At 65.4% G+C, this 21,020-nt stretch carries 20 protein-coding genes and 3 tRNA genes; 9 read left to right on the top strand and 14 right to left on the bottom strand.

The window, feature by feature from the left end; all coding sequences use genetic code 11:
• Positions 1-876 (bottom strand): ABC transporter permease, encoded by an 876-nt coding sequence (locus BLR24_RS10570; RefSeq protein ID WP_093016567.1) that lies wholly within the window; start codon positions 874-876, stop codon positions 1-3.
• Positions 873-1,823 (bottom strand): ABC transporter permease, encoded by a 951-nt coding sequence (locus BLR24_RS10565; RefSeq protein ID WP_093016565.1) that lies wholly within the window; start codon positions 1,821-1,823, stop codon positions 873-875. The genes BLR24_RS10570 and BLR24_RS10565 overlap by 4 nt, the downstream gene beginning before the upstream one ends.
• A 62-nt stretch (positions 1,824-1,885) precedes the next feature.
• Between BLR24_RS10565 and BLR24_RS10560 the strand changes: the two genes are divergently transcribed.
• Positions 1,886-2,209, top strand: a complete 324-nt coding sequence (locus BLR24_RS10560; protein ID WP_093016563.1) for a YfhL family 4Fe-4S dicluster ferredoxin — start codon at positions 1,886-1,888, stop codon at positions 2,207-2,209.
• Here the strand turns inward: BLR24_RS10560 and BLR24_RS10555 are convergent.
• The 8 genes from BLR24_RS10555 to BLR24_RS10520 form a co-directional block, all read right to left on the bottom strand.
• Positions 2,195-2,695, bottom strand: a complete 501-nt coding sequence (locus BLR24_RS10555; protein WP_093017321.1) for a hypothetical protein — start codon at positions 2,693-2,695, stop codon at positions 2,195-2,197. The two genes, BLR24_RS10560 and BLR24_RS10555, sit on opposite strands and share 15 nt — an antisense overlap.
• A 52-nt stretch (positions 2,696-2,747) precedes the next feature.
• Positions 2,748-3,380, bottom strand: a complete 633-nt coding sequence (gene pth, locus BLR24_RS10550) for an aminoacyl-tRNA hydrolase (RefSeq protein ID WP_093016561.1) — start codon at positions 3,378-3,380, stop codon at positions 2,748-2,750.
• A gap of 74 nt (positions 3,381-3,454) precedes the next feature.
• On the bottom strand, positions 3,455-4,126 hold the full coding sequence (locus BLR24_RS10545) for a 50S ribosomal protein L25/general stress protein Ctc (RefSeq protein ID WP_093016559.1): 672 nt from the start codon (positions 4,124-4,126) through the stop codon (positions 3,455-3,457).
• A gap of 96 nt (positions 4,127-4,222) precedes the next feature.
• A complete protein-coding gene (locus BLR24_RS10540; RefSeq protein WP_093016557.1) occupies positions 4,223-5,194 on the bottom strand; it encodes a ribose-phosphate pyrophosphokinase in 972 nt (323 codons plus the stop codon).
• 170 nt (positions 5,195-5,364) lie between these two features.
• A tRNA-Gln gene (locus tag BLR24_RS10535) sits at positions 5,365-5,441 on the bottom strand.
• Between the two features lie 67 nt (positions 5,442-5,508).
• Complete coding sequence (gene ispE / locus BLR24_RS10530) at positions 5,509-6,399, bottom strand: 4-(cytidine 5'-diphospho)-2-C-methyl-D-erythritol kinase (RefSeq protein ID WP_093016555.1); 891 nt, start codon at positions 6,397-6,399, stop codon at positions 5,509-5,511.
• Positions 6,396-6,908, bottom strand: coding sequence for a lipoprotein insertase outer membrane protein LolB (locus BLR24_RS10525; RefSeq protein ID WP_093016553.1), 513 nt, complete (start codon positions 6,906-6,908; stop codon positions 6,396-6,398). The genes ispE and BLR24_RS10525 overlap by 4 nt, the downstream gene beginning before the upstream one ends.
• A 5-nt stretch (positions 6,909-6,913) precedes the next feature.
• A complete protein-coding gene (locus BLR24_RS10520; protein ID WP_093016551.1) occupies positions 6,914-8,767 on the bottom strand; it encodes a tetratricopeptide repeat protein in 1,854 nt (617 codons plus the stop codon).
• Between the two features lie 72 nt (positions 8,768-8,839).
• Between BLR24_RS10520 and mutM the strand changes: the two genes are divergently transcribed.
• The 3 genes from mutM to mutY all read left to right on the top strand — a co-directional run bounded on the left by mutM (position 8,840) and on the right by mutY (position 12,774).
• Positions 8,840-9,652, top strand: coding sequence for a bifunctional DNA-formamidopyrimidine glycosylase/DNA-(apurinic or apyrimidinic site) lyase (gene mutM, locus BLR24_RS10515; protein ID WP_093016549.1), 813 nt, complete (start codon positions 8,840-8,842; stop codon positions 9,650-9,652).
• A gap of 79 nt (positions 9,653-9,731) precedes the next feature.
• Positions 9,732-11,696, top strand: a complete 1,965-nt coding sequence (locus tag BLR24_RS10510; RefSeq protein ID WP_093016547.1) for a dynamin family protein — start codon at positions 9,732-9,734, stop codon at positions 11,694-11,696.
• 10 nt (positions 11,697-11,706) lie between these two features.
• Positions 11,707-12,774 (top strand): A/G-specific adenine glycosylase, encoded by a 1,068-nt coding sequence (gene mutY / locus BLR24_RS10505; protein WP_093016545.1) that lies wholly within the window; start codon positions 11,707-11,709, stop codon positions 12,772-12,774.
• An 8-nt stretch (positions 12,775-12,782) separates the two neighbouring features.
• Here mutY and rapZ read toward each other — a convergent pair whose 3' ends face one another.
• From rapZ to BLR24_RS10490, 3 genes are read right to left on the bottom strand one after another with little or no spacing between them, the layout of a single operon-like run.
• Complete coding sequence (rapZ, locus tag BLR24_RS10500; protein ID WP_093016543.1) at positions 12,783-13,658, bottom strand: RNase adapter RapZ; 876 nt, start codon at positions 13,656-13,658, stop codon at positions 12,783-12,785.
• Positions 13,658-15,337, bottom strand: a complete 1,680-nt coding sequence (gene recN, locus BLR24_RS10495; protein WP_093016541.1) for a DNA repair protein RecN — start codon at positions 15,335-15,337, stop codon at positions 13,658-13,660. Before recN ends, rapZ begins: the two co-directional genes overlap by 1 nt.
• A gap of 1 nt (position 15,338) precedes the next feature.
• A complete protein-coding gene (locus BLR24_RS10490; RefSeq protein WP_055802741.1) occupies positions 15,339-16,250 on the bottom strand; it encodes an NAD kinase in 912 nt (303 codons plus the stop codon).
• A gap of 28 nt (positions 16,251-16,278) precedes the next feature.
• Between BLR24_RS10490 and hrcA the strand changes: the two genes are divergently transcribed.
• The 5 genes from hrcA (at position 16,279) to greB (ending at position 18,738) form a co-directional block, all read left to right on the top strand.
• Positions 16,279-17,286, top strand: a complete 1,008-nt coding sequence (gene hrcA / locus BLR24_RS10485) for a heat-inducible transcriptional repressor HrcA (protein WP_055802742.1) — start codon at positions 16,279-16,281, stop codon at positions 17,284-17,286.
• A 32-nt stretch (positions 17,287-17,318) separates the two neighbouring features.
• Positions 17,319-17,395, top strand: a tRNA-Ile gene (locus BLR24_RS10480).
• 64 nt (positions 17,396-17,459) lie between these two features.
• Positions 17,460-17,536, top strand: a tRNA-Arg gene (locus BLR24_RS10475).
• Between the two features lie 160 nt (positions 17,537-17,696).
• A complete protein-coding gene (locus tag BLR24_RS10470) occupies positions 17,697-18,143 on the top strand; it encodes a hypothetical protein (RefSeq protein ID WP_093016539.1) in 447 nt (148 codons plus the stop codon).
• Between the two features lie 25 nt (positions 18,144-18,168).
• The gene (gene greB, locus BLR24_RS10465) at positions 18,169-18,738 is read left to right on the top strand and encodes a transcription elongation factor GreB (RefSeq protein ID WP_093016537.1); all 570 of its coding nucleotides are present in this window, start codon (positions 18,169-18,171) and stop codon (positions 18,736-18,738) included.
• Positions 18,739-18,759: 21 nt separating this feature from the next.
• On the opposite strand, the gene BLR24_RS10460 is transcribed toward greB, so the two are convergent.
• Positions 18,760-21,015 carry a RelA/SpoT family protein gene (locus tag BLR24_RS10460; RefSeq protein ID WP_093016535.1) on the bottom strand — a complete coding sequence of 752 codons (2,256 nt, stop codon included), beginning with the start codon at positions 21,013-21,015 and terminating at the stop codon, positions 18,760-18,762.
• Positions 21,016-21,020 lie beyond the last annotated feature (5 nt).

Raw genomic sequence — 21,020 nt, 5'->3', positions numbered from 1 at the left:
TTAGCGGGCGCGCGCAAGGCGCGGGTCGAGCAGGTCGCGCAGCCCGTCGCCGAGCAGGTTGAGGCCCAGCACCGCCATCGCGATGGCCATGCCCGGGAACACAGCGAGCAGCGGCGACTGGAACATCATCGTCTGCGCCTCGCTGAGCATGCGGCCCCACGAAGGCTGCGGCGGCTGCGTGCCCAGACCCAGGTACGAAAGGGCGGCCTCGGCCAGGATGGCAATGGCGAAGCGGATGGTGATCTGCACGATCAGCACGGCCGAGATGTTGGGCAGCACGTGCTGCATCGTGATGGCGAACGAACCCTTGCCGCAGGCGCGCGCGGCAGCCACGTATTCGCGCGACCAGATGGCGTTGGCCGAAGCGCGCGTGATGCGTGCGAACGTCGGGATGTTGTAGATGCCGATGGCGATGATCGCGTTGACGATGCCGGCGCCGAACACGGCCGTCATCATGATGGCCGACAGGATGGCCGGAAAGGCGAGCGAAAAGTCGGTGAGCCGCATGATCGCTTCCTCGACCCAGCCGCGCCGCGCGGCGGCGAGCAGGCCCAGCGCCGTGCCCACGACCAGGCCGATGCCCACCGCGATCACGCCCACCAGGATGGACGCCCGCGCGCCCACCAGCAGCAGCGAAGCCACGTCGCGCCCGTAGGTGTCGGTGCCCAGCCAGTGAGAGCCCGAAGGCGGCTTCAGCTTGCTGGCCATGTCCATCTCGTAGGGCGACCAGGGCGTCCACACCAGCGAGACGATGGCGGCAAGCAGCAGGAGCAGCGTCAGCGCGCCGCCGAGCACGAAGCTGCGGTGCCGGAGCGCACGGCGCCAGAAGCCTGGCACCTTGAGCGCCGCTGCGCTCGGAATGGGTATAGCGCTCATATGTCGCTCGCCTTGATGCGCGGATCGATCACGGCGTAGAGCACGTCGACCACGAAGTTCACGATGACCACCAGGGCCGCAAGCAGCATCACGCAATTGCGCACCACGATGAGGTCGCGGTTGCTGATGGCCTGGAAGATCAGCCGGCCCAGGCCCGGCAGGTAGAACACGTTTTCCACCACGATGGTGCCGGCCAGCAGTTCGGAAAACTGCATGCCCATGACCGTGACTACGGGAATCATCGCGTTGCGCAGCACATGGGTCCAGAGCACCGCACGCTGCGAAACGCCCTTGGCGCGCGCGGTGCGCACGAAGTCTTCGCGCATCACCTCGAGCACCGCCGAGCGCGTGATGCGCGCGAGGATCGCGGCTTGCACCACCGCGAGCGACAGCGCCGGCAGCAGCAGCGACTTGATGCCGGCAAAGATGCCTTCGCCCCAACCCTCGAAGCCGCCGGCCGAGAACCATTGCAGCTGAACCGAGAACACCAGGATCAGCAGGATGGCGAACCAGAAATTGGGAATGGCGATGCCCACCTGCGTGAGTCCCATCAGGCCCACGTCGCCGAGCTTGTTGTGGCGCGCGGCGGCGGTCACGCCAACCAGCAGCGCGAGCACCGTGGTCAACGCCATCGCGAGCAGTGCAAGGGGCACGGTGAGCGCGAGCCGTTCCAGGATGAGGTCGAGCACGGGCGAGCTGTAGGCGTAGCTGTCGCCAAGATTGCCGGTCAGGAGGCCCGCAATCCAGTGCCAGTAGCGTGTCCAGGCGGGCTGGTCGAGGCCGAGTTTGGTGGCGAGGGCCGCCACCGCCTCCGGCGCGGCGTCGGGCCCCATGAGCATCTGCGCGGCATTGCCGGGCAGGATCTCCAGGACCAGGAAAACTATGACCGAAGCGCCGATCAACGTGGCGATCAGCGTGGCAAGGCGCTTGAGAATGAACAGGCTCATGGGGCGGGGCGCAGCATAACCCGACTCCTGCAACAAGCGTGCCTTGTTCGCGATAATCGGGTATGGCCCTCATGATCACCGACGAATGCATCAATTGCGATGTCTGCGAGCCCGAGTGCCCGAACGATGCCATCTACATGGGCGCGGAGTTCTACGAGATCGACCCGCACAAGTGCACCGAATGCGTCGGCCACTTCGACGAGCCGCAGTGCGTGCAGGTGTGCCCGGTCGCGTGCATCCCGATTCATCCGGAGCACGTGGAAAGCCGCGAGACGCTGTGGCAGAAGTTCGAACGGCTCGCCGCGGCCAAGGCCGCCGCGGCTGCCGCTGCTGCCGCTGCTTCAGAGCCGCAGCCGCGGACCGAGACGCCCTCAGCCGACGCTTGAGCCGGCCGATTTGCGCTTTTTCTTCTTGCCGCCCTCGCCCGGGGCAGATGCCTGTTTCCCATCGGCCGAGCCGCTGAAGCGCGCGCTCGACTTGTGCGGCTCGGCGCTGAGTTTTTGCGCCCGTGCCCGCGCCAGCTGCTCGGAGGAGGCGAGCCGGCGTTCATTGATGGCGGCTTGCCGTGCCTCGTGGGCCGACCTTCGGCTGCGCTCGTAGGCTTCTTTTTCCTCCGACAGTCTGATGCGCTCCAACTGGTCGGCGCGCGCCTCGGCCCTTTGCGTGCCAGCCTCCGAGGCACGGCGGTCCGCATCGGTGCGCGCGTCGTCTACTTTCACCGGCCTTCCGCCCTCGCAGGGGCGGTCGGTGTAGGTGTTGCCGCATCGGTAGGCTTCGGCCCTTCCTTGCGCGGCAGAGGACAGGCAGAAAGTGCCGGAAGCTACCAAAAGGATAGCAACTGTCATTTTTCCGGCGATCGATTTTCTTTTCATTTTCTTTTTCTCTCCCTTTTTCTCTCGCTCTCCCGCGCTCTGGGCCGGCTGACTAGGGGGCGGCGGGCGCGCCTCCATCGCCGGGCTCTCGCCGCGGCGGTTTGGGCCGGGGCGGTTTGCTCGTGTGAATGATCAGGGTGGCTTTTTCCATTTCGCCGGCCACCAGCGCGGGTGCCGCGTGCAGGGTGCGAACGATGGCGTCCTCGATGGCTTCGCGCTGTTCCTTCAGCGGCTTCTTGAGCACCCAGTTGATGACCTCCGACTTCACGCCGGGGTGGCCGATGCCCAGGCGCAGGCGCCAGTAGTCGCCGGTGCCCAGCTGCGCATGGATGTCGCGCAGCCCGTTGTGGCCCGCATGGCTGCCGCCGAACTTGAGCTTGGCTTGGCCGGGCACTACGTCGAGCTCGTCGTGCACCACGAGAATTTCTTCGGGCGCAATCTTGAAGAAGCGCGCGAGCGCGCCCACCGATTTACCCGACAGGTTCATGAAGGTCTGCGGCTCCAGGAGCCAGACGCTTTGCCCGCCGATGTTCGCGCGGGCCGCGAGGCCGTGATAGCTGCGCTCTGGCACGAGGTTGAGTTTCCAGTCGCGCGCCAGGGCGTCGATCCACCAGAAGCCGGCATTGTGCCGGGTGGCTTCGTATTCAGGACCCGGGTTACCGAGGCCGACAAACAACTTGATCATGAGGGGAATTATCTCGCCGGCCCCAAAGCAAAAGGCCCGCACGAGGCGGGCCTTTTGCAGGGACGCGAAGGAAATTACTTCTTCGCGGCGGGCTTTGCCGTCTTGGCGGCCGGCTTGCCGTTGGCAGCCGGTGCGGCGCCTTCGGCAGCTGCGGCGCCTTCAGCGGCAGCTGCCGGCTCTTCGGCGACCAGCGGAGGCACGGCCGACACGATGACGGGGTTCAGCTTGCCGTGGCTTACGAACTTCACGCCCTTGGGCAGCTTGATGTCGCTGACGTGCAGCGTGGCGTTCTTCTTGAGGCTGGAGAGGTCGACCTCGATGAACTCGGGCAGGTCGCTCGGCAGGCAGCTCACTTCGAGCTCGTTCATCACGTGCGTCACCAGGTTGTGGTCGAGCTTGACGGCGTCGGACTCTTCTTCACCCTTGTAGTGAAGCGGCACCTTCATGTGCAGGCGGGTCTTGGCATCGACGCGCTGGAAGTCGATGTGTTGCACCAGCTGGCGGAACGGGTGGTATTGCACGTCGCGCAGCAGCACTTTGCTGGTGGCGTCGCCGAGTTCCATTTCGAGAATCGACGAGTGGAAGGCTTCCTTCTTGAGGGCGTGCCACAGCGCGTTGTGATCGAGCTCGATCAGCTGGGGCTGGCCTTCACCACCGTAGACGATACCGGGCGTCTTGCCCGAGATGCGGAGACGGCGGCTCGCACCCGTGCCCTGCTTTGCGCGCTCAAAAGCGACGAATTTCATAACAACTCCTGTGAGAGTCCACCGCGACCAGTGCGACTCCGGTTCAACAAGGGCGCCGTTCCGTAAAAAGGAAGGTGGCGCCCGCTTTTTGCTCGGTCAGAACAGGTTGTCCTGGTCCGAGAACAAACTCATCACCGACTCGCCCTTGGCAATGCGCTGGATCGTTTCGGCGATCAGCGGTGCCACGGAGAGCTGGCGGACCTTTCCGCACGCCAGGGCGCCGTCGGAAAGGGGAATGGTGTTGGTCACGACCACTTCGTCGAGCGCGGAGTGGGTGATGCGCTCGATGGCCGGGCCCGAGAAGATCGGGTGCGTGCAATAGGCGTAGACGCTCTTGGCGCCGCGCTCCTTGAGCACCTCGGCCGCTTTGACCAGCGTGCCGGCGGTGTCGATCATGTCGTCCATGATCACGCAGTTGCGCCCGTCGATCTCGCCGATCACGTTCATGACCTCGCTCACGTTCGCCTTCGGGCGGCGCTTGTCGATGATGGCGAGGTCGCAGTTCAGTTGCTTGGCCAGCGCGCGCGCGCGCACCACGCCGCCCACGTCGGGCGAGACCACGATCAGGTCTTCGTAGTTCTTCTGGCGCAGGTCGCCCAAGAGCACCGGCGACGCATAGATGTTGTCGACCGGAATGTCGAAGAAGCCCTGGATCTGGTCGGCGTGAAGGTCCATGGTGAGCACGCGCTCGACGCCCACGGTTTCCAGCAGGTTGGCCACCACCTTGGCCGAGATCGGCACGCGGCTCGAGCGCGGGCGGCGGTCCTGGCGGGCATAGCCGTAATAGGGAATCACTGCGCTGATCCGCTCGGCCGAAGCGCGCTTGAGCGCGTCGACCATGATCAGCAGTTCCATCAGGTTCTCGTTGGTCGGTGCGCAGGTCGACTGCACCACGAACACATCGCGCGCCCGCACGTTCTGGTTGATCTCGACGGTGACTTCGCCGTCGGAGAAGCGACCCACGCGTGCGGCGCCCAGCGAGGTGCCGAGGTTGTGCGCGATTTCCGCGGCCAGGCCAGGGTTGGCGTTACCGGTGAAAACCATGAAATCAGGGTGATTAGCCTGCATGAGCGCGTCCCGGCAGTGCGAATTGGCTTTTAGGAAGCCGCCAAAGAGTTTGAATCGTGGCGACCCAGGGGCCGCCAATTATTGCAGCGGGTGTGCTGCAAAAGAAGCACTGCGGCCGGTGGGCCGCAGTTTGAAGCGCTGCGGCGGTTAAACCGCAGCCTGAAGAAATTTGGCAGGGGAGAAAGGATTCGAACCTTTGCATGCTGGAATCAAAATCCAGTGCCTTAACCAGCTTGGCGACTCCCCTACACGGGTCGATGGTTTTCACCACAAACCGATATATGTCGCATCGGACCTTCACAGTCCGATCATCTTCAGGTCGCCCATCCCCAAAGTGGATGAACGGCCAAATTGTTGCATTGACGAACCTGCCAGCCCGTTGGGGCTTCGGCCAGTTCCGCTTTTTGCGGCCCTTGCGGCATTTTCGCGAATACCGAACTTCCGGAGCCGGTCATCCGGGCTTTCAGTCCTTGGGCGCCGAGCCATTCGATGGCTTCGGAGACCGCGGGGCAAAGCCGCTGGGCAACCGGCTGCAGGTCGTTGTGGCCGAAGTCGAAAACCTTGAAAGCGCTGCTTTCGTGGTCTTGGGCTTCAAGCTGTTCGCTATCTGCAGCAAAGCCCGAGATTATAGCAACAGGAGTTGCGCGTTGAAGGTCCGGCGCAGAAAAAATTAGCCGGGTATCGAGCCCATCGGGTGGCTTGACCACCACGAACCGTGCCGAAATGACGTTCACGGGGGTGATTTTTTCGCCGATTCCCTCGACCCACGCGTTGCGCCCGCCGAGGAAAAACGGCACGTCGGCGCCCAGTTTCACGCCGATTTCGGCCAGGCGGGTCAGTGGCAGGTTCAGCTTCCACAGCCGGTTCAAGGCCAGCAGGCAGGTCGCGGCGTCGGAAGAGCCCCCGCCCATGCCCGCCTGCGCCGGCACCTGCTTGGCAATGCCGATGTGGGCGCCCTGGCCGGGCGCCGCGTGCGCCTGAAGCGCGCGCGCCGCGCGCAGGACAAGGTCGTCGGGCGGCAGTTCGGTCGTCAGGTCTTCGCGGCTGAGCCGGCCGTCGTGGCGCAACTCGACGTGGAGCGTGTCGCACCAGTCGATCAGCATGAAGACCGACTGCAGCAGGTGGTAGCCGTCTTCGCGCCGGCCCGTGATGTGCAAAAAGAGGTTGAGCTTGGCCGGTGCGGGAAGGTCGTAGATCGCCTTCATGACCGTTCGAACACGATGCGCAGGTCCGCCGTGGGGCTGGGGGCCTCGCGGGTGGCCTGCAAGCGGCCGTTGGCGATCTGCCCCAGGTCGGGACGCCAGCCGGGCACGCGCTCGTCGCGGCCCGCAAGCCAGCCGAAGAGCGCGCCCACGGGGATGGCGGCGCCGGTGGCCGCTTCGATCAGCGCATCGACCGATTCATAGCGCCGGGTCTCGCTGCCATTCTTGAGCAGGGCCTCGCCCGGTGACCAGTGCAATTGGGCCAGCGTGCTGCCGATCGGGCTCGTGAGCGAGAGTTCGCCCGACTCGGGCGAACCGCGCAGCTCGAACAAGGCGGAAAAGGTTTGCACAGGCTGGCTGTCGATGCGCAGCGACATGCGGCCGCTCCATGCGTCCGTGCCCTGGGGCCGCGTGCCGCTCGGGAGCTGCGCGCAGCCGGCCGCGAGCAGCATTGCCGCAACGCCCGCCGCCAGCATGCTCCGGCGGCCACCATCAAGCCCGGGAGAAAGCATGGCCGTCACGGCTTGACCCGCAAGCGCTTGAGCGTCTCCTGCAGCGTCTCGTTTTCAGCGTCGCTCAGCAGGGCTTCCTTCCAGATGACGACCGCGCGGTCCTTCTGTCCGGTGGTCCAGAGCACTTCGCCAAAATGCGCGCCGATTTCAGGATCGGGCCGTGTCTTGTAGGCCGCCTCGAGGATGCGAATGGCTTCGGTCGTGTTGCCCAACCGGAACTCCACCCAGCCCAGGCTGTCGGCAATGAACGGGTCTTCAGGCGCCAGTTGAACTGCTTTCTGGATCAGCGTGCGCGCCTCGTCGAGCCGGATCTTGCGGTCTGCGAAGGAGTAGCCGAGCGCGTTGTAGGCGTTCTGGTTCTCGGGCTTGAGCTCGATCAGCCGGCGCAGCAGCCGCTCCATTTCATCGAGCCGGTTCAGCTTTTCGGCCACCATGGCCTGGTCGTAGACCAGATCGCTGTCGTTGGGGGCAGCGGCGGACGCCTGGGCCAGCATGTCGTAAGCGGCCTGGTATTGCTTGGCGTCGCGCAGCAGCTGCACTTCGGCGAGGAATTTCTGCTTCTTGTCCTCTGCCGTGCGCTCGGGCAGGCCGCGCACGAGTTCGCGTGCCTGGGGCAGCTTGCCCTGGCGCGCCAGCAGGCCCGCGCGGCGGGTCTGGGCAACAACCAGGTCGTCGGTGCTGTCGACGCGTGCAAGCCAGCGCTCAGCGGCCGTGAAGTCCTTGCGGCGTTCCGCCAGCTGCGACAGAACGAGGTAGGCCTGCGTGGTGCCACGCTGGCGATCTTCCGCATCTTTTTGGTTGGCCGCCAGATCGATATAGCGCTTGAGCGACGTTTCGGCCGCCGCGTCCTGCCGGGCCTGAGCCTGGAGGCTGCCGAGCAGCAGCCACGGCTCGGCCAATTCGGGCCGTGCCGTGGTGAGTGTCTGCAATTGCGCGGCCGAATCGGTATAGCGGCGGTTCTCGACCAGCACGCGTGCGTAGGCAATGCGCAGGTCGGGCGCCGCCTTGGGGTTGTTGGCCAGGTAGCGCGTGACGATCGGTTCTGCGAGCGGCTGGCCGGGGTCGATCATCTCGAGTGCCAGCGCGGCCGGCGCGTCGGATGCGGGGTCGAGCTGCTGGCCCTTGAACGCAGCGTCCAGTGCGCCAGAGGTGTCGCCGGCATTCAGGCGCATGCGGCCGACCGTTGCCCAGGCAAGGCCGCTGGCGCTGGGGCTCTTGAGCTCGTCGACCAGTGCCTGTTCGACCACTGACGCGGCCAGCTTCTTGTCGGAGGCGCGCGAGTAATTGCGGGCGATCACCGCCATCAGCATCGGCCGCTCGATCTGCGGCGTGGCCGCGATCTCGGCGCGCAGCGGCGCGACGGTTTCGCTGATGCGGTTGAGCGCAATCAGGATTTGAAGTTCGATGCGGCGTGCATCGCGTGAATTGGGCAGCGTTTCCTGCCACGCACGGGCGGCCGCCAGGGCCGCGTCGCCGGAGCGCGATTGCAGGGCGATTTCGACCGCGCGCTGGAACAGCTTTCCGTCGCGCAGCCGCCGGGCCGCGTCGAGCACCAGCGCATAGCCCGATCCGGGATCGCCGGAGCGCGTGGTCATCTCGCCCATCAGGATTTCGTAGAACAGTTCCGCGGTCAGGGCCGAGGGCTGCGCGATGGGTTCGCTGGCAAGCTTTGCACCGGTTGGCTTCGCGGCGGCGGGTGCCGGCACGGGCTTTGTCCCCCGGGATGGGGCCGGCCGCTCGATGATGGGTGCCGGACTCTTGGGCGAGGCGGGGTCGGAGGTTTGCGCTTGAACGGCGCAAGCCAGCAAGACGAGAGACGCGGCCGCCGCAAGGCGGTGTCGGCGGAGCGATGGAATCATCGAACCATAATAATCCAAGCTTTTGAGCCAGCATTACGTGGGGCTTCGTCGCAGCCCGGAGTTTTCAATTTCATGCCTGAGCTTCCCGAAGTCGAAGTGACGCGGCGCGGTTTTGCCGAGCGCATCGCCGGTGCACGCATCGATGCGGTTCGCATCGGCAAGCCCCTGCGTTGGGCACTCATGGTCGCGCCCGAGGCGCTGGCCGGACGGCGGGTGCTGCAGGTGCGCCGGCGCGGCAAGTACCTGCTGATCGACCTGGACCGCGGGCTGCTGCTGCTGCACCTGGGCATGTCGGGCAGCCTGCGCTTCGACGCGGCGCTTCCCGCCCCTGGCGCTCACGATCACTTCGATCTGGTCACCGACCGCGGCACGCTGCGGCTCAACGATCCGCGCCGCTTCGGCGCCGTGGTCTACGTGGACGATGAGGCCGCGCCCTGGGCCGTCAAGTTGCTCGGCGGCCTCGGCATGGAGCCGCTGGGCGACGCGTTCGACCTGGATGCGTTTCATGCCGGTCTTCGCAAACGCCGGACGGCAGTGAAGCAGGTGCTGCTTGCGGGCGACGTGGTGGTGGGCGTCGGCAACATCTATGCGTCCGAGGCGCTGTTCCAGGCGGGCATACGCCCGACCCTTTCGGCCGCGCGCATCAGCCGGCCACGCGCGGCCAAGCTCCATGCGGCAGTGCGCGAGATTCTCGCGAGGGCGGTGGAGAAGGGCGGCAGCACGCTTCGCGACTTCTCCAATGTAGACGGGCAGAACGGCTACTTTCAGCTCGAAGCGACGGTTTACGGCAGAGCGGGCGAGCCTTGTCGGGTCTGCGCAACGCCGATACGGCAACTGCGCCAGGGGCAGCGTTCGACTTACTATTGCCCAAATTGTCAAAAATAGTGTTTCGGCCCGCGCGTTCGAATATCCTGCCCCACAGCTTGCGATGCTATATTTGTAAGTTGTTTCTTACATATTCCCTTTGAGCCGCTCTTTCAATCAACAACTCGATCAGCACGGTGCCTGGCGAAGCAATTTTGCGCATCGCCTCCAGTGGCTGACCCGCTGGCTGACCGAAAACGAGCTGCTCGACCAGGCCGTGGCCGAGCGCCTGCGCGGCCTGGAGCTGCAGATCCGCAACAGCAAGGTCATGGTTGCCTTCGTGGCCGAGTTCTCGCGCGGCAAATCGGAGCTGATCAACGCGATCTTCTTCGCGGGCTACGGGCGGCGCATCATGCCGGCCAGTGCGGGACGCACGACGATGTGCCCGACCGAACTGGGCTATGACGCCGCGCAGGCCCCCAAGCTGCGGCTGCTGCCGATTGAAACCCGCCTGGAGCCTCATTCGCTCACGCACTGGCGCGAAAAGCCCACGCGCTGGACCGAAATCGCGATCGACGTGGAGAACGCCGAGCAACTGGCCCTGGCCATGGGCAAGGTGGCCGAGGTGCGCTGGGTCAGCAAGGACGAGGCGCACGCTCTGGGCTTCTGGAACGAAGAGACGCCGGACGACAACCCGGTGCAGGACGCCGAAGGCCGGGTCGAGATTCCACGCTGGCGCCATGCCATCTTGAACATGCCGCATCCCTTGCTGGAGCAGGGGCTGGTGATCCTAGACACTCCGGGCCTGAACGCGATCGGCGCTGAACCCGAACTCACGGTGAGCCTGATCCCGCAGGCCCATGCGGTCGTCTTCATCCTGGGCGCGGAAACCGGGGTGACCCGCTCCGACCTGTCCATCTGGCGCGAGCACCTGGTCACCGAAAGCGAAGGCAGCGACACGCGCTTCGTGGTGCTCAACAAGATCGACACCATGTGGGACTCGCTCAGCACACCCGCGCAGATCGAGATGCAGATCGAGCGGCAGCGCGAAGTAGCGGCCAAGTTTCTCGAGGTTCCGCTCGTTCAGGTGCTGCCGGTGTCGGCGCAAAAGGGCCTGCAGGCAAAGATCCAGCGCGATGTGCGGCTTCTCGACGCCAGCCGACTGCCGGCGCTCGAAACGCTGCTCGCCGAAGGCGTGCTGGGCAAGCGCGAAACCATGCTGCGGCTTGCCGTGGATGCGGGCATGGTGGCGCTGCGGGTCGAGGCCGAGCGCATCCTGAAGGTGCGCCAGCGCGACCTGTCGGAGCAGGCGCTCGAGCTGCAGGGCCTGCGCGGCAAGAATATTTCGGTCATCCGCCACATGCGTGGGCGCATCGACCAGGAGCAGACCGAGTTCGAGGGCAGCAACACGCGCATCCTGGCCTTGCGCTCCGTGCAGGGCAAGCTGCTGCGCGAGGTTTATGCCGTGCTCGGCCGCACCGCGCTCAAGGCCGACATGGTGCGGCTTTCGGGCGCGCTCAAGCGCCCGGGCATCAAGCTCAACGTGCGCAAGGTGTACGGCGAAACCTTCGACTCGCTGCGCAACAACCTGCGCGAAGTGCAGGCGACCACGGCCGAGATCCAATCGATGCTGCACGCGACCTTCCGCCAGCTCAACGCGGAGCAGGGCTTCACCTTGCAGGCACCCGCCGAGCCGGACCTGACCAGCTTCGAGCAGGAGCTGAGCCAGATCGAGCGCAGCCACATTCACTACCTGGGCGTGGGCAATCTGCTGAAGCTGGCACAGGCGGACTTCTGCGACAAGCTTGTACGCGCGCTCGCAAGCCGGCTGCGGCTGGTCAACGAGGCTGCAATGACCGAGGTCGAGCGCTGGAGCAAAGGCGCCAGTGCGCAGATCGACGCACAGCTGAAGGAGCGCCGCCGCAACTTCACCAAGCGCATCGAGGCGATCGAGCGCATCCAGAGTGCGGCCGGCAACCTCGACGAGCGCCTGCTCGAACTGTCCGCGCAAGAGAGCAACCTGGCCGAGTTGCATGTCCGGCTGCAGGAATTCACTTCGATGATCACGCAACAGGGAAGGCCGGTCGCCGCGGCCGCCGCCATCGGCGAACTGCGTGCGGCCTGAACGTCCGGTGTTGTCCGTCGCGGCCACCGAACTGCAGGCACCCACCGGTTTCGCCGAGCAGGTCGTGGCTTGGCAGCGCACCCACGGCCGCAGCGAATTGCCGTGGCAGAACACGCGGGATCCCTACCGCGTCTGGCTGTCGGAAGTCATGCTCCAGCAGACTCAGGTCTCGACCGTGCTCGGGTACTTCGCGCGCTTTCTCGAACGCTTTCCGAACGTGTCGGCACTGTCTGCGGGCACCGAGGACGAGGTGTTCGGACTCTGGAGTGGCCTCGGATACTACAGCCGCGCGCGCAACATGCACCGCTGCGCACAGGAGGTGGTGGCCCGCTTCGGCGGCGAGTTTCCGCGCACGGCCGCCGAGCTCACGACTTTGCCCGGCATTGGCCGCTCCACCGCCGCGGCGATCGCGGCCTTCTGCTTTGGTGAGAGGGTCGCGATTCTCGACGGCAACGTGAAACGCGTGCTGACGCGCGTGCTCGGCTTTGGCGGCGACATGTCTTCGTCGGCGCAGGAGCGCGCGCTGTGGGACCAGGCCACGCAACTGCTTCCGCCGGCCGAGCAGAAAGAAGCCATCGCCAGCTACACGCAAGGGGTGATGGACTTGGGCGCGACGGTCTGCCTTCCGCGCAAGCCGAGCTGCATGATCTGCCCGGTGAGCCCGAGCTGCGTGGGACTGAGGGAGGGGCAGCCGGAGCGCTATCCCTTCAAGACCCGCAAATTGAAGCGCAGCGCTCAGTCGCTCTGGGCGCTGTTGGCGCGAGATGCTGAAGGCCGTATCTGGCTGGAGAAGCGCCCCGCAAAGGGCATCTGGGCGGGGCTCTATTGCCTGCCGGTGTTCGACACCCGCGAAGAGCTGTTGGCCGCGCTACCGCCCGCCGAGCAGCGCCACACTCAAGACCTGCCGCCCTTCGTGCACGTGCTGACCCACAAGGACTTGCATCTTCACCCGGTGCTGCTTCACAGCGGCGGCCAGCCGCGGGGCGATGCCGCGCGCTGGGTGGATGCGCAAGAGTGGGGCCGCTTGGGATTGCCGGCGCCCGTGCGCAAGCTGCTTTTGGAGAGCAGCGCAAGCTAGCGGCGAGCTCAGATCGCGTCGAGCTCCCGGTGCCGCTTGAGGGCGCCCCAACGGGTTCCGAATGCGCGCGCCAGTTGCTCGACCAGGAACACCGAGCGGTGCTGGCCGCCCGTGCAGCCGATGGCCACAGTCACGTAGCTGCGATGGTCCCGGGCCAGTGCATCGAGCCAGCGCGAAAGAAACTGCTCGATGTCGTCGTACATGCGCGCCACGTCTTCATGCTCGCGCAGCCATTCGACCACCGGCGCATCGCGGCCTGTCAGGGGGCGCAGCGTGGCTACGTAGTGCGGATTGGGCAGCATGCGCACGTCGAACACGAAGTCGGCGTCCAGCGGCACACCACGCTTGAAGGCGAACGACTCGAACACCAGCGTCAGTGGACTCTGTGGCGCAGAGATCAGCGCTTTGATGTAGCTCTGCAACTGGGCCGGGCGGATGAGGCTGGTGTCGATCACGTCGGCGCCATCGCGCAAGTCGGCCAGCAATTCGCGCTCGAGTTCGATGGCCTGAACCAGCGCGCGCTCCTGCTCGGGAGCATCGGTGCGGCCCTCCTGGCGCGAAAGCGGATGGCGCCGACGGGTCTCCGAATAGCGCCGCAGCAACGCGTCGGTGGTTGCGTCCAGAAAAAGCGATCGCAGCGAGACGCCGTCATTCCGCAAGGCGTCGAGCTGCTGCGGAACGATCGGCAGCGACACGCCGCTGCGCACGTCCATGGCAATGGCGACGCGCGTGGCCTGCTGTTCGTGCTGCAGTGCGATGAAAGGGGTCAGCAGCTCGGGCGGCAGGTTGTCGACGCAGTAATAGCCGGCGTCTTCCAGCGCATGCAGCGCCACCGACTTGCCAGAGCCCGACATGCCGGTGATGAGCACCAGGTCGAGGTCCATCACAGCGCTGCCGAAGTCTTGTGGCCCAGCATTTCGCGGGCATGCGCCAGCGAAGTCTGCGAAACCTTCTCGCCGCCGAGCATGCGGGCGATTTCGCGGGCGCGGTTGTCGTCGTCGAGCCGCGCGACGCCGCTTTCGGTGCGCGGGCCGTCCTGGCCGGCTGCGGTCGTCTGGCGCTTGGCGACCACCAGGTGGTGATCGGCGCAGGCGGCCACTTGCGGCAGATGGGTGACCGCCAAGACCTGGCGATCGCGCCCGAGCTGTTTCATGAGACGCCCCACGGTCTCGGCCACGGCCCCGCCGACGCCGGCATCGACCTCGTCGAAGATCAGCGTCTGCGCTGCGCCAAGCTGGCTTGTGGTCACCGCGATGGCCAGGGCAATGCGGGAAAGCTCGCCGCCCGACGCCACCTTGCCGATGGGGCGGGGCGTGCTGCCGGGATGGCCGCTCACGAGAAAGGCAACGTCTTCAAGTCCGGCGCGGCCCGGCTGCGCCAGCGGCTGCAGCTCGACTTCGAATCTGCCGCCTTGCATGCCAAGCCCCTGCATCGCCTTGGTGACCGCTTCGGCCAGACGCGGTGCCGCTTGCTTGCGCGTTTTGCCGAGCGCCTTGGCCTCTTTCATGTAGGCCTGCTGCGCATTTTGCTCGGCGCGCTCCAGCCCTTCGAGGTCGCTTTGCGCATCGAGCGCCTTCAGCTCGGCCTGCCAGCCTGCCAGCAGCGCCGGCAGGTCGTTCGGCGTGCGCTTGTAGCGGCGCGCCAGCGACATCCAGAGCCCCATGCGCTCGTCCAGCTCGGCAAGGCGCTGCGGATCGGCTTCCGCGTCGCGCAGGTACCCGTGCAGCGAATGCGCGGCGTCAGAGGCCTGTGCCACGCTGGAGGCCAGCACCTCGCCAAGTGCGCGGAATTCGGGTTCGATGTGCTCGCAGTTCTGCAGCAGGGCGACTGCGCGCGAAAGCGCTGCCAGCGCGCCGTTGTCGTCGTCTTCCAGCGCCTGGCTGGCGCCTTGCGCCGCGTCGATCAGCGCCTGTGCGTTGGAGACGCGGGCATGGTTGGTCGAGAGCTCTTCCCACTCGCCTTCGGCGGGGGCCAGCTTCATCACCTCGGCAATCTGCCATTGCAGCCGCTCACGCTCGCGCTGCAGCGAATCTTGCGCCGAGCGCGCGTGGTCGAGCGCGGAGAGGGCTTGTCGCCACGCTTGCCAAGCCGCGTCCAGCGCATCGGTGCGCACTCCGGCATAAGCGTCGAGGAGGCCGCGCACGGCCTCGGGACGCGTCAAGCTCTGCCACGCATGCTGGCCGTGAATGTCGAGCAGGCGATCGCCGAGCTCCCGCAGCTGCGTGGCCGTGGCCGGGCTTCCGTTGATCCAGCCGCGGCTGCGGCCTTGCAGGTCGACGGTGCGGCGCAGCAGCAGGGCGTCGCCGGATTCGAATCCGCCTTCGTCGAGCCAGGCTGCAAAGGCCGGATCGGCGTCGAACTCGGCGCTCACGTCGAGCCGCTCGGCACCCTCGCGCACTGCGCCTGCGTCGGCACGGTTGCCGAGCGCCAGCTGAAGCGCATCGATCAATATGGATTTGCCCGCCCCGGTTTCGCCGGTCAATACCGTGAAGCCGGAGGACAGGTCGAGTTCGAGTGATCGCACGATCACGAAGTCGCGCAGTGCGATGCGTCGCAGCGCCATCTCAGGAGCCCCCTTCGTTCCAATGAAGTTTCTTGCGCAGCGTGTCGAAATAGCTCCATCCGCGTGGATGCAGAAAGCGCACCCGGAAGTCGGAGCGCCGCACCACCACGCGATCGCCGATGGCGAGGGACGCCAGCGACTGCATGTCGAAATTGGCGCTGGCGTCGCGCCCGGCCACCAGCTCGATCACGATCTCGTCGGCATCGGGCAGCAACACCGGGCGGTTCGAGAGCGTGTGCGGTGCAATGGGCACCAGCACCCAGCCCGGCACCGCGGGATGCAGCAGCGGCCCGCCAGCCGAGAGCGCGTAGGCCGTCGAGCCGGTGGGCGAAGCGATGATCAGGCCGTCGGCGCGCTGGTTGGCCACGAAATGCCGGCCGACCGAAACCCGCAGCTCGACCATGCCCGAGGTGGCGCCGCGGTTGACCACCACGTCGTTCATTGCCAGCGCGTCGAACACCGATGCGCCGTCGCGCATGACCTGCGCATGCATGAGGCTGCGGTGGTCTTCCTCGTACTCGCCGGCCAGCATCGGGATCAGCGTGGCCTGGTAGTTGTCGAGCGGAATATCGGTGATGAAGCCGAGCCGCCCGCGGTTGATGCCGATCAGTGGAATGCCGTAGCACGCCAGCTGGCGGCCGATGCCCAGCATGGTGCCGTCGCCCCCCACCACAAGGCCCAGATCGCAGCGCTGGCCGATTTCCTCGACACTCAGCGGTTCGTAGCGGCCGCCGACGTTCGCATCCGCATCGGCTTCGCCGTCCGCCGATTTTTCGACGAAGACCTGGCACCCTTGAGATTCCAGGAAGGCGCCGATATCTTCCATGACGCCGTCGCGCGCGTCTGCCTGCGCCCGGGCGCCTGAAGCCTGGTATTTGCCGATCAGCGCGACGTGACGAAAGCGGGAAGTCATCTACAAATTACAACACTAAAATCTTCCAATGCTGGACGACCGTGCCAAGTTGCTCCTCAAGACGCTGGTCGAGCGTTACATCGCCGAAGGCCAGCCGGTCGGGTCGCGGACTTTGTCGCGCGCGCCCGGGTTGGACCTGTCCCCCGCGACCATCCGCAATGTGATGTCGGATCTCGAGTCGCTGGGGCTGATTGCCAGCCCGCACACCTCGGCCGGACGCATTCCCACCGCTCGCGGCTACCGGCTTTTCGTCGACACCATGCTCACGGCGCAGCGCGAGCAGATGAGCGCGCCGAGCCTTGCGCCCGACCAGCCCCAGAAGGTGATTGCCAACGCCGCCAATCTGCTGTCCAACCTGTCGCAGTTCGTCGGCGTCGTCATGGCGCCGCGGCGCGCCTCGGTGTTCAAGCAGATCGAATTCCTGAAGCTTTCGGACCGGCGGCTGCTGGTGATCATCGTCTCGCCCGACGGCGACGTGCAGAACCGGGTGATCTTCCCGGAAGCCGATTATTCGCAGTCGCAGTTGGTGGAGGCATCGAACTACATCAATGCCCACTATGCGGGCCTGACCATCGAGCAGGTGCGCGACCGGCTCCAGTCCGAAGTCGAAAAACTGCGCGGCGAGATTGCTGCGCTGATGCAGGCGGCAGTCAACGTCAGCTCCGAGGTGCTCACCGAGGCGCAAGAAGACGACGTCGTGATTTCCGGCGAGCGCAACCTGCTTTCCGTGACCGACTTTTCGAGCGACATGGGACAGTTGCGCCGTGCATTCGAGCTGTTCGAGCAAAAGGCGCAACTGATGCGGCTGCTCGACGTGTCGAGCAAGGCGGAAGGCGTGCGCATCTTCATTGGCGGCGAAAGCCAGGTGGTGCCATTCGAGGAGCTTTCCATCGTCAGCGCCAACTATGAAGTCGACGGGCAGGTGGTGGGCACGCTGGGCGTCATCGGGCCGACGCGAATGCCCTACGAGCGCATGATCCAGATCGTCGACATCACCTCCCGGCTGGTCAGCAATGCGCTGAGCCACCGCAAGTAGTCAGCGCCGCGAATAGAATCGTGGCCTCTCGTGGGCCGTTAGCTCAGTTGGTTAGAGCAGCGGACTCATAATCCGTTGGTCGATGGTTCAAGCCCATCACGGCCTACCACTTGGCATTCATTTTCTGACCTGGTTCGCCGGGGGGCGAAATGGATGCTATAATCGATAGCTGTGCGGCTGTAGCTCAGTTGGATAGAGTACTTGGCTACGAACCAAGGGGTCGTGGGTTCAATTCCTGCCAGCCGCACCACTCTCTTGAATGGCCTAGAAGGTTTCGATCTTCTAGGCCATTTTCTTTTGGCCCATCGCATCCATTTCAGCCGATGCAGCCGTGGTCACGGTGCGTAGAGAAAGCACGCTCATGCGCCTGGGGCTAAAGTTCAGCCCAGTCATACAACGCGCAGGGCACCATGAGCATCTCGGCAAACCGGCTTGCACTCCAATTCCTCATGCTGTTTTCAGCAGCAGGGGCGGCATCGGCAGGAACCATCACCTGCGTTCCGGGGGCAAGCAATGGGCCTGCAGCGCCTTTCAACTGGGTCCGCAGAATCTCGATCGACGAGCACTCCCGCACCGTCAACCTCGACGTCGTGCGTTCCCGAACGAAAGACACGGAAACCATGGGCAAGATGAGGGCCGATCTGGTGGGCATGGAAGAGAGCCAGTCCGGGGAACCGGTTTATGTTTTCAACTCCATTCCCACGGTCGGGACCGAGGTCACGCACCTTTTCAAGCTGTTCAAGGCGAGCGAGTGGCGCCTTGTCAGCGCAGGCGTCGCTTTCGCCAACAAGGTGCCTGCGCTGCGAGCGGTCGAGCAAAGCGTGGTCTTCGACTGCAAGCGCTCGGACCTGGGTTGAGAAAAATGGATCCGGAGCTTCTATCGTGAGCAAAGCATTCACCAAGGAAACCGACGCTGACGGCGACGACGATGACGGCGACAGCAGCGCGCCCGCACTGCCCAGCGGCAGCAGGAACTACATGACGCCGGCCGGCTATGCCCGGCTGCGCGACGAGTTGCTCCAGTTGATGGACGAAGAGCGCCCCAAGGTGGTGGAGGCCGTGCATTGGGCCGCCAAGAACGGCGACCGCTCGGAGAACGGCGACTATCTCTACGGCAAGAAGCGCCTCAGGGAAATCGACAGGCGCATTCGCTTTCTCACCAAGCGGCTCGAGATCGCGGAGGTCACCGATCCCTCGGTGCACCACGGCAGCGACCAGGTTTTCTTTGGCGCCACGGTGCGCTACGTCGACGAGACCGGCGACGAACGCAGCGTGACGATCCTGGGCATCGATGAAGCCGACAGCACCAAGTCGCAGGTCAGCTGGATTTCGCCGATTGCGCGGGCGTTGCTCAAGTCACGCGAGGGCGACGTGGTGAAGCTCGTCACGCCGGGCGGCACGCACGAAGTGGAACTGCTGTCGGTCAGCTACCCGGCCCCCGGTCCGGCGTAACCATTCAACGCTGCGGTCTTTTCAGGCCGCGGGAACCGTGCGCGCGGCGGTCAGCACCGAGGCGGTCCGCCGCGCGGCGCGCAAGACGGCGTCGAGGTGGGTCCGGTCGCGCACGGCGATCACGAAGCGCAGGTCGGTCGAATCCTGTGGGGTTTCGTCGGCCATCTCGACGTGCGTGATGTCGGCTTCGGCGTCCGCCAGGGTGGCGGCCACGCGGGCCAGCACGCCCTTGTCGTTGCGCACGGTGATGACCACGCCGGTCTCGAAGGCGCGGGTGGGTTCGTCTGCCCATTCGACCGCGAAGAAGCGTTCGCTGTCCTTGTGGCGCAGGCGCTGGCCGACGCCGCAGCTTTCGGTGTGCACCACCAGGCCTTCGCCATGCCCGAGGTATCCGACGATCTCGTCGCCGGGGATGGGCCGGCAGCACAGCGCAAATCGAACCGACGAGTTCTCGCTGCCATCCAGCGTGACGGCACCTTGCGAGATGGTTTCGTGCGAAATGAAGCGTTCGCGGCTCAGCAGCAGTGCATCCGGCCGCTCGCCCAGTTCTGACAGCATGGCCACCAGGCGCTTTGCCACGATGCTGGCAATCCGCTTGCCCAGGCCGATGTCGGTCAGCAGTTCAGCGCGGGTGCGGTTGCCCGTAAAGCGCAGCAGTTTTTCCCAGAGTGCCTGATGTTCGGCATCGTCGGCCGGCAGCTTGCTGAGGCCTTCGGCGCGCAGCGCCTGCGCCAGCAGCTTTTCGCCCAGGCCCTCGGATTCCGCATGGGCCAGGGTCTTCAGGTAGTGGCGGATCTTGGAGCGCGCGCGGCCGGTTCGCACAAAGCCGAGCCAGGCCGGGTTGGGCGTCGATACGGGGGCGGTAATCACCTCGACCACGTCGCCGTTCTTGAGCTCGGTGCGCAGCGGCACTTGGTCGCCGTTGATGCGGGCGGCCGAGGTGTGGTCGCCGATGTTGCTGTGGATGGCGTAGGCAAAGTCGACCACCGTAGCGCCGCGCGGCAGGGCCAGGATCTGGCTCTTGGGCGTGAACACGTACACCGCATCCGGAAAGAGGTCGACCTTGACGTGGTCCCAGAACTCGGCGGCATCCCGCGTTTCGTCCTGGATGTCGAGCAGCGACTGCAGCCACTTGGTACCCAGCCTGTCGTTGCTCGCCGCATTCGGCTCCGCGGCCTTGTAGAGCCAGTGCGCCGCAACCCCCGATTCGGCCACCACGTGCATGGCCTCGGTGCGCAGCTGGAACTCCACGTTCACGCCGGCCGGGCCCACGAGCGTGGTGTGCAGTGACTGGTAGCCGTTGAGCTTGGCAATGGCGATGTGGTCCTTGAACTTGCCCGGCAGCGGCTTGTACATCTGGTGCAGGATGCCAAGGCCGGTGTAGCAGGCGATCACGTTCGGCACGATCAGGCGAAAGCCGTAGATGTCGGTCACCTGGGCAAAGCTCAGGTGCTTTTCTTCCATCTTGCGGTAGATCGAATAGAGCGTTTTTTCGCGTCCGGCGATGCGCAGCGTCATGTTGGCGTTGGCAAAGGCGGTCTCGACCTCGCGCTGCACCTTATGGATCAGATCTCGGCGGCGCCCCCGCGCCCTGGACACTGCCTTCGACAGGGTGGCGTAGCGCCAGGGTTTCAGGTGGCGGAACGACAGCTCCTGCAATTCGCGGTACGTCTGGTTCAGACCCAGCCGATGCGCGATGGGCGCATAGATTTCGAGTGTTTCGCGAGAAATGCGGGCCCATTTTTCGCGCGGCGCATCGTCGAGCGTGCGCATGTTGTGCGTGCGATCGGCCAGCTTGACCAGGATGACGCGCACGTCGCGCGCCATGGCCAGCAGCATCTTGCGGAACGATTCGGCCTGGTTCTCTTCGCGGGTATTGAACTGCAGCTTGTCCAGCTTGGTGAGGCCGTCGACCAGTTCGGCCACCGGGGCCCCAAAGCGTTCGATGAGTTCCGGCTTGGTAACGCCGCAGTCTTCGATGGCATCGTGCAGCAGGGCGGCCATCAGCGCCTGGGCGTCGAGCTTCCATTCGGCGCATTGCGCTGCCACCGCGATGGGGTGGGTGATGTACGGTTCGCCGCTGTTGCGCAGCTGGCCCAGGTGCGCCTCGTCGGCAAAGCGGTAGGCGCGGCGGACCAGCTCGGTGTCTTCGGGGCTCAGGTAGTCGAGCCGGGCCGTCAGCGCGGCAAAGCTTGCGGCAGCCGCATTCAGCGCCGCCGGGCTCGGCTTTGGCGTGCCCGAAGGGGCATGGGACTGATGTTTGGCAACCGCGCTCATGGCTA

It is taken from the genome of Variovorax sp. OV700, from assembly GCF_900099805.1.
GTDB lineage: Bacteria > Pseudomonadota > Gammaproteobacteria > Burkholderiales > Burkholderiaceae_C > Variovorax.
The sequence above is the reverse complement of the archived record's forward strand: the minus strand, read 5'-3'. Positions and strand labels throughout refer to the sequence as shown.

Bases quoted from the DNA above. Each gene is read 5' to 3' on its own strand.
- ispE (WP_093016555.1), bottom strand. From the start codon at position 6,399: ATGAAGGCGATCTACGACCTTCCCGCACCGGCCAAGCTCAACCTCTTT.
- recN (WP_093016541.1), bottom strand. From the start codon at position 15,337: ATGGCGCTGCGACGCATCGCACTGCGCGACTTCGTGATCGTGCGATCA.
- BLR24_RS10570 (WP_093016567.1), bottom strand. From the start codon at position 876: ATGAGCGCTATACCCATTCCGAGCGCAGCGGCGCTCAAGGTGCCAGGC.
- BLR24_RS10525 (WP_093016553.1), bottom strand. From the start codon at position 6,908: ATGCTTTCTCCCGGGCTTGATGGTGGCCGCCGGAGCATGCTGGCGGCG.
- BLR24_RS10520 (WP_093016551.1), bottom strand. From the start codon at position 8,767: ATGATTCCATCGCTCCGCCGACACCGCCTTGCGGCGGCCGCGTCTCTC.
- BLR24_RS10460 (WP_093016535.1), bottom strand. From the start codon at position 21,015: ATGAGCGCGGTTGCCAAACATCAGTCCCATGCCCCTTCGGGCACGCCA.
- hrcA (WP_055802742.1), top strand. From the start codon at position 16,279: ATGCTGGACGACCGTGCCAAGTTGCTCCTCAAGACGCTGGTCGAGCGT.
- pth (WP_093016561.1), bottom strand. From the start codon at position 3,380: ATGATCAAGTTGTTTGTCGGCCTCGGTAACCCGGGTCCTGAATACGAA.
- BLR24_RS10560 (WP_093016563.1), top strand. From the start codon at position 1,886: ATGGCCCTCATGATCACCGACGAATGCATCAATTGCGATGTCTGCGAG.
- mutM (WP_093016549.1), top strand. From the start codon at position 8,840: ATGCCTGAGCTTCCCGAAGTCGAAGTGACGCGGCGCGGTTTTGCCGAG.
- BLR24_RS10470 (WP_093016539.1), top strand. From the start codon at position 17,697: ATGAGCATCTCGGCAAACCGGCTTGCACTCCAATTCCTCATGCTGTTT.
- BLR24_RS10555 (WP_093017321.1), bottom strand. From the start codon at position 2,695: ATGAAAAGAAAATCGATCGCCGGAAAAATGACAGTTGCTATCCTTTTG.
- BLR24_RS10565 (WP_093016565.1), bottom strand. From the start codon at position 1,823: ATGAGCCTGTTCATTCTCAAGCGCCTTGCCACGCTGATCGCCACGTTG.
- BLR24_RS10490 (WP_055802741.1), bottom strand. From the start codon at position 16,250: ATGACTTCCCGCTTTCGTCACGTCGCGCTGATCGGCAAATACCAGGCT.
- BLR24_RS10545 (WP_093016559.1), bottom strand. From the start codon at position 4,126: ATGAAATTCGTCGCTTTTGAGCGCGCAAAGCAGGGCACGGGTGCGAGC.
- rapZ (WP_093016543.1), bottom strand. From the start codon at position 13,658: ATGGACCTCGACCTGGTGCTCATCACCGGCATGTCGGGCTCTGGCAAG.
- BLR24_RS10540 (WP_093016557.1), bottom strand. From the start codon at position 5,194: ATGCAGGCTAATCACCCTGATTTCATGGTTTTCACCGGTAACGCCAAC.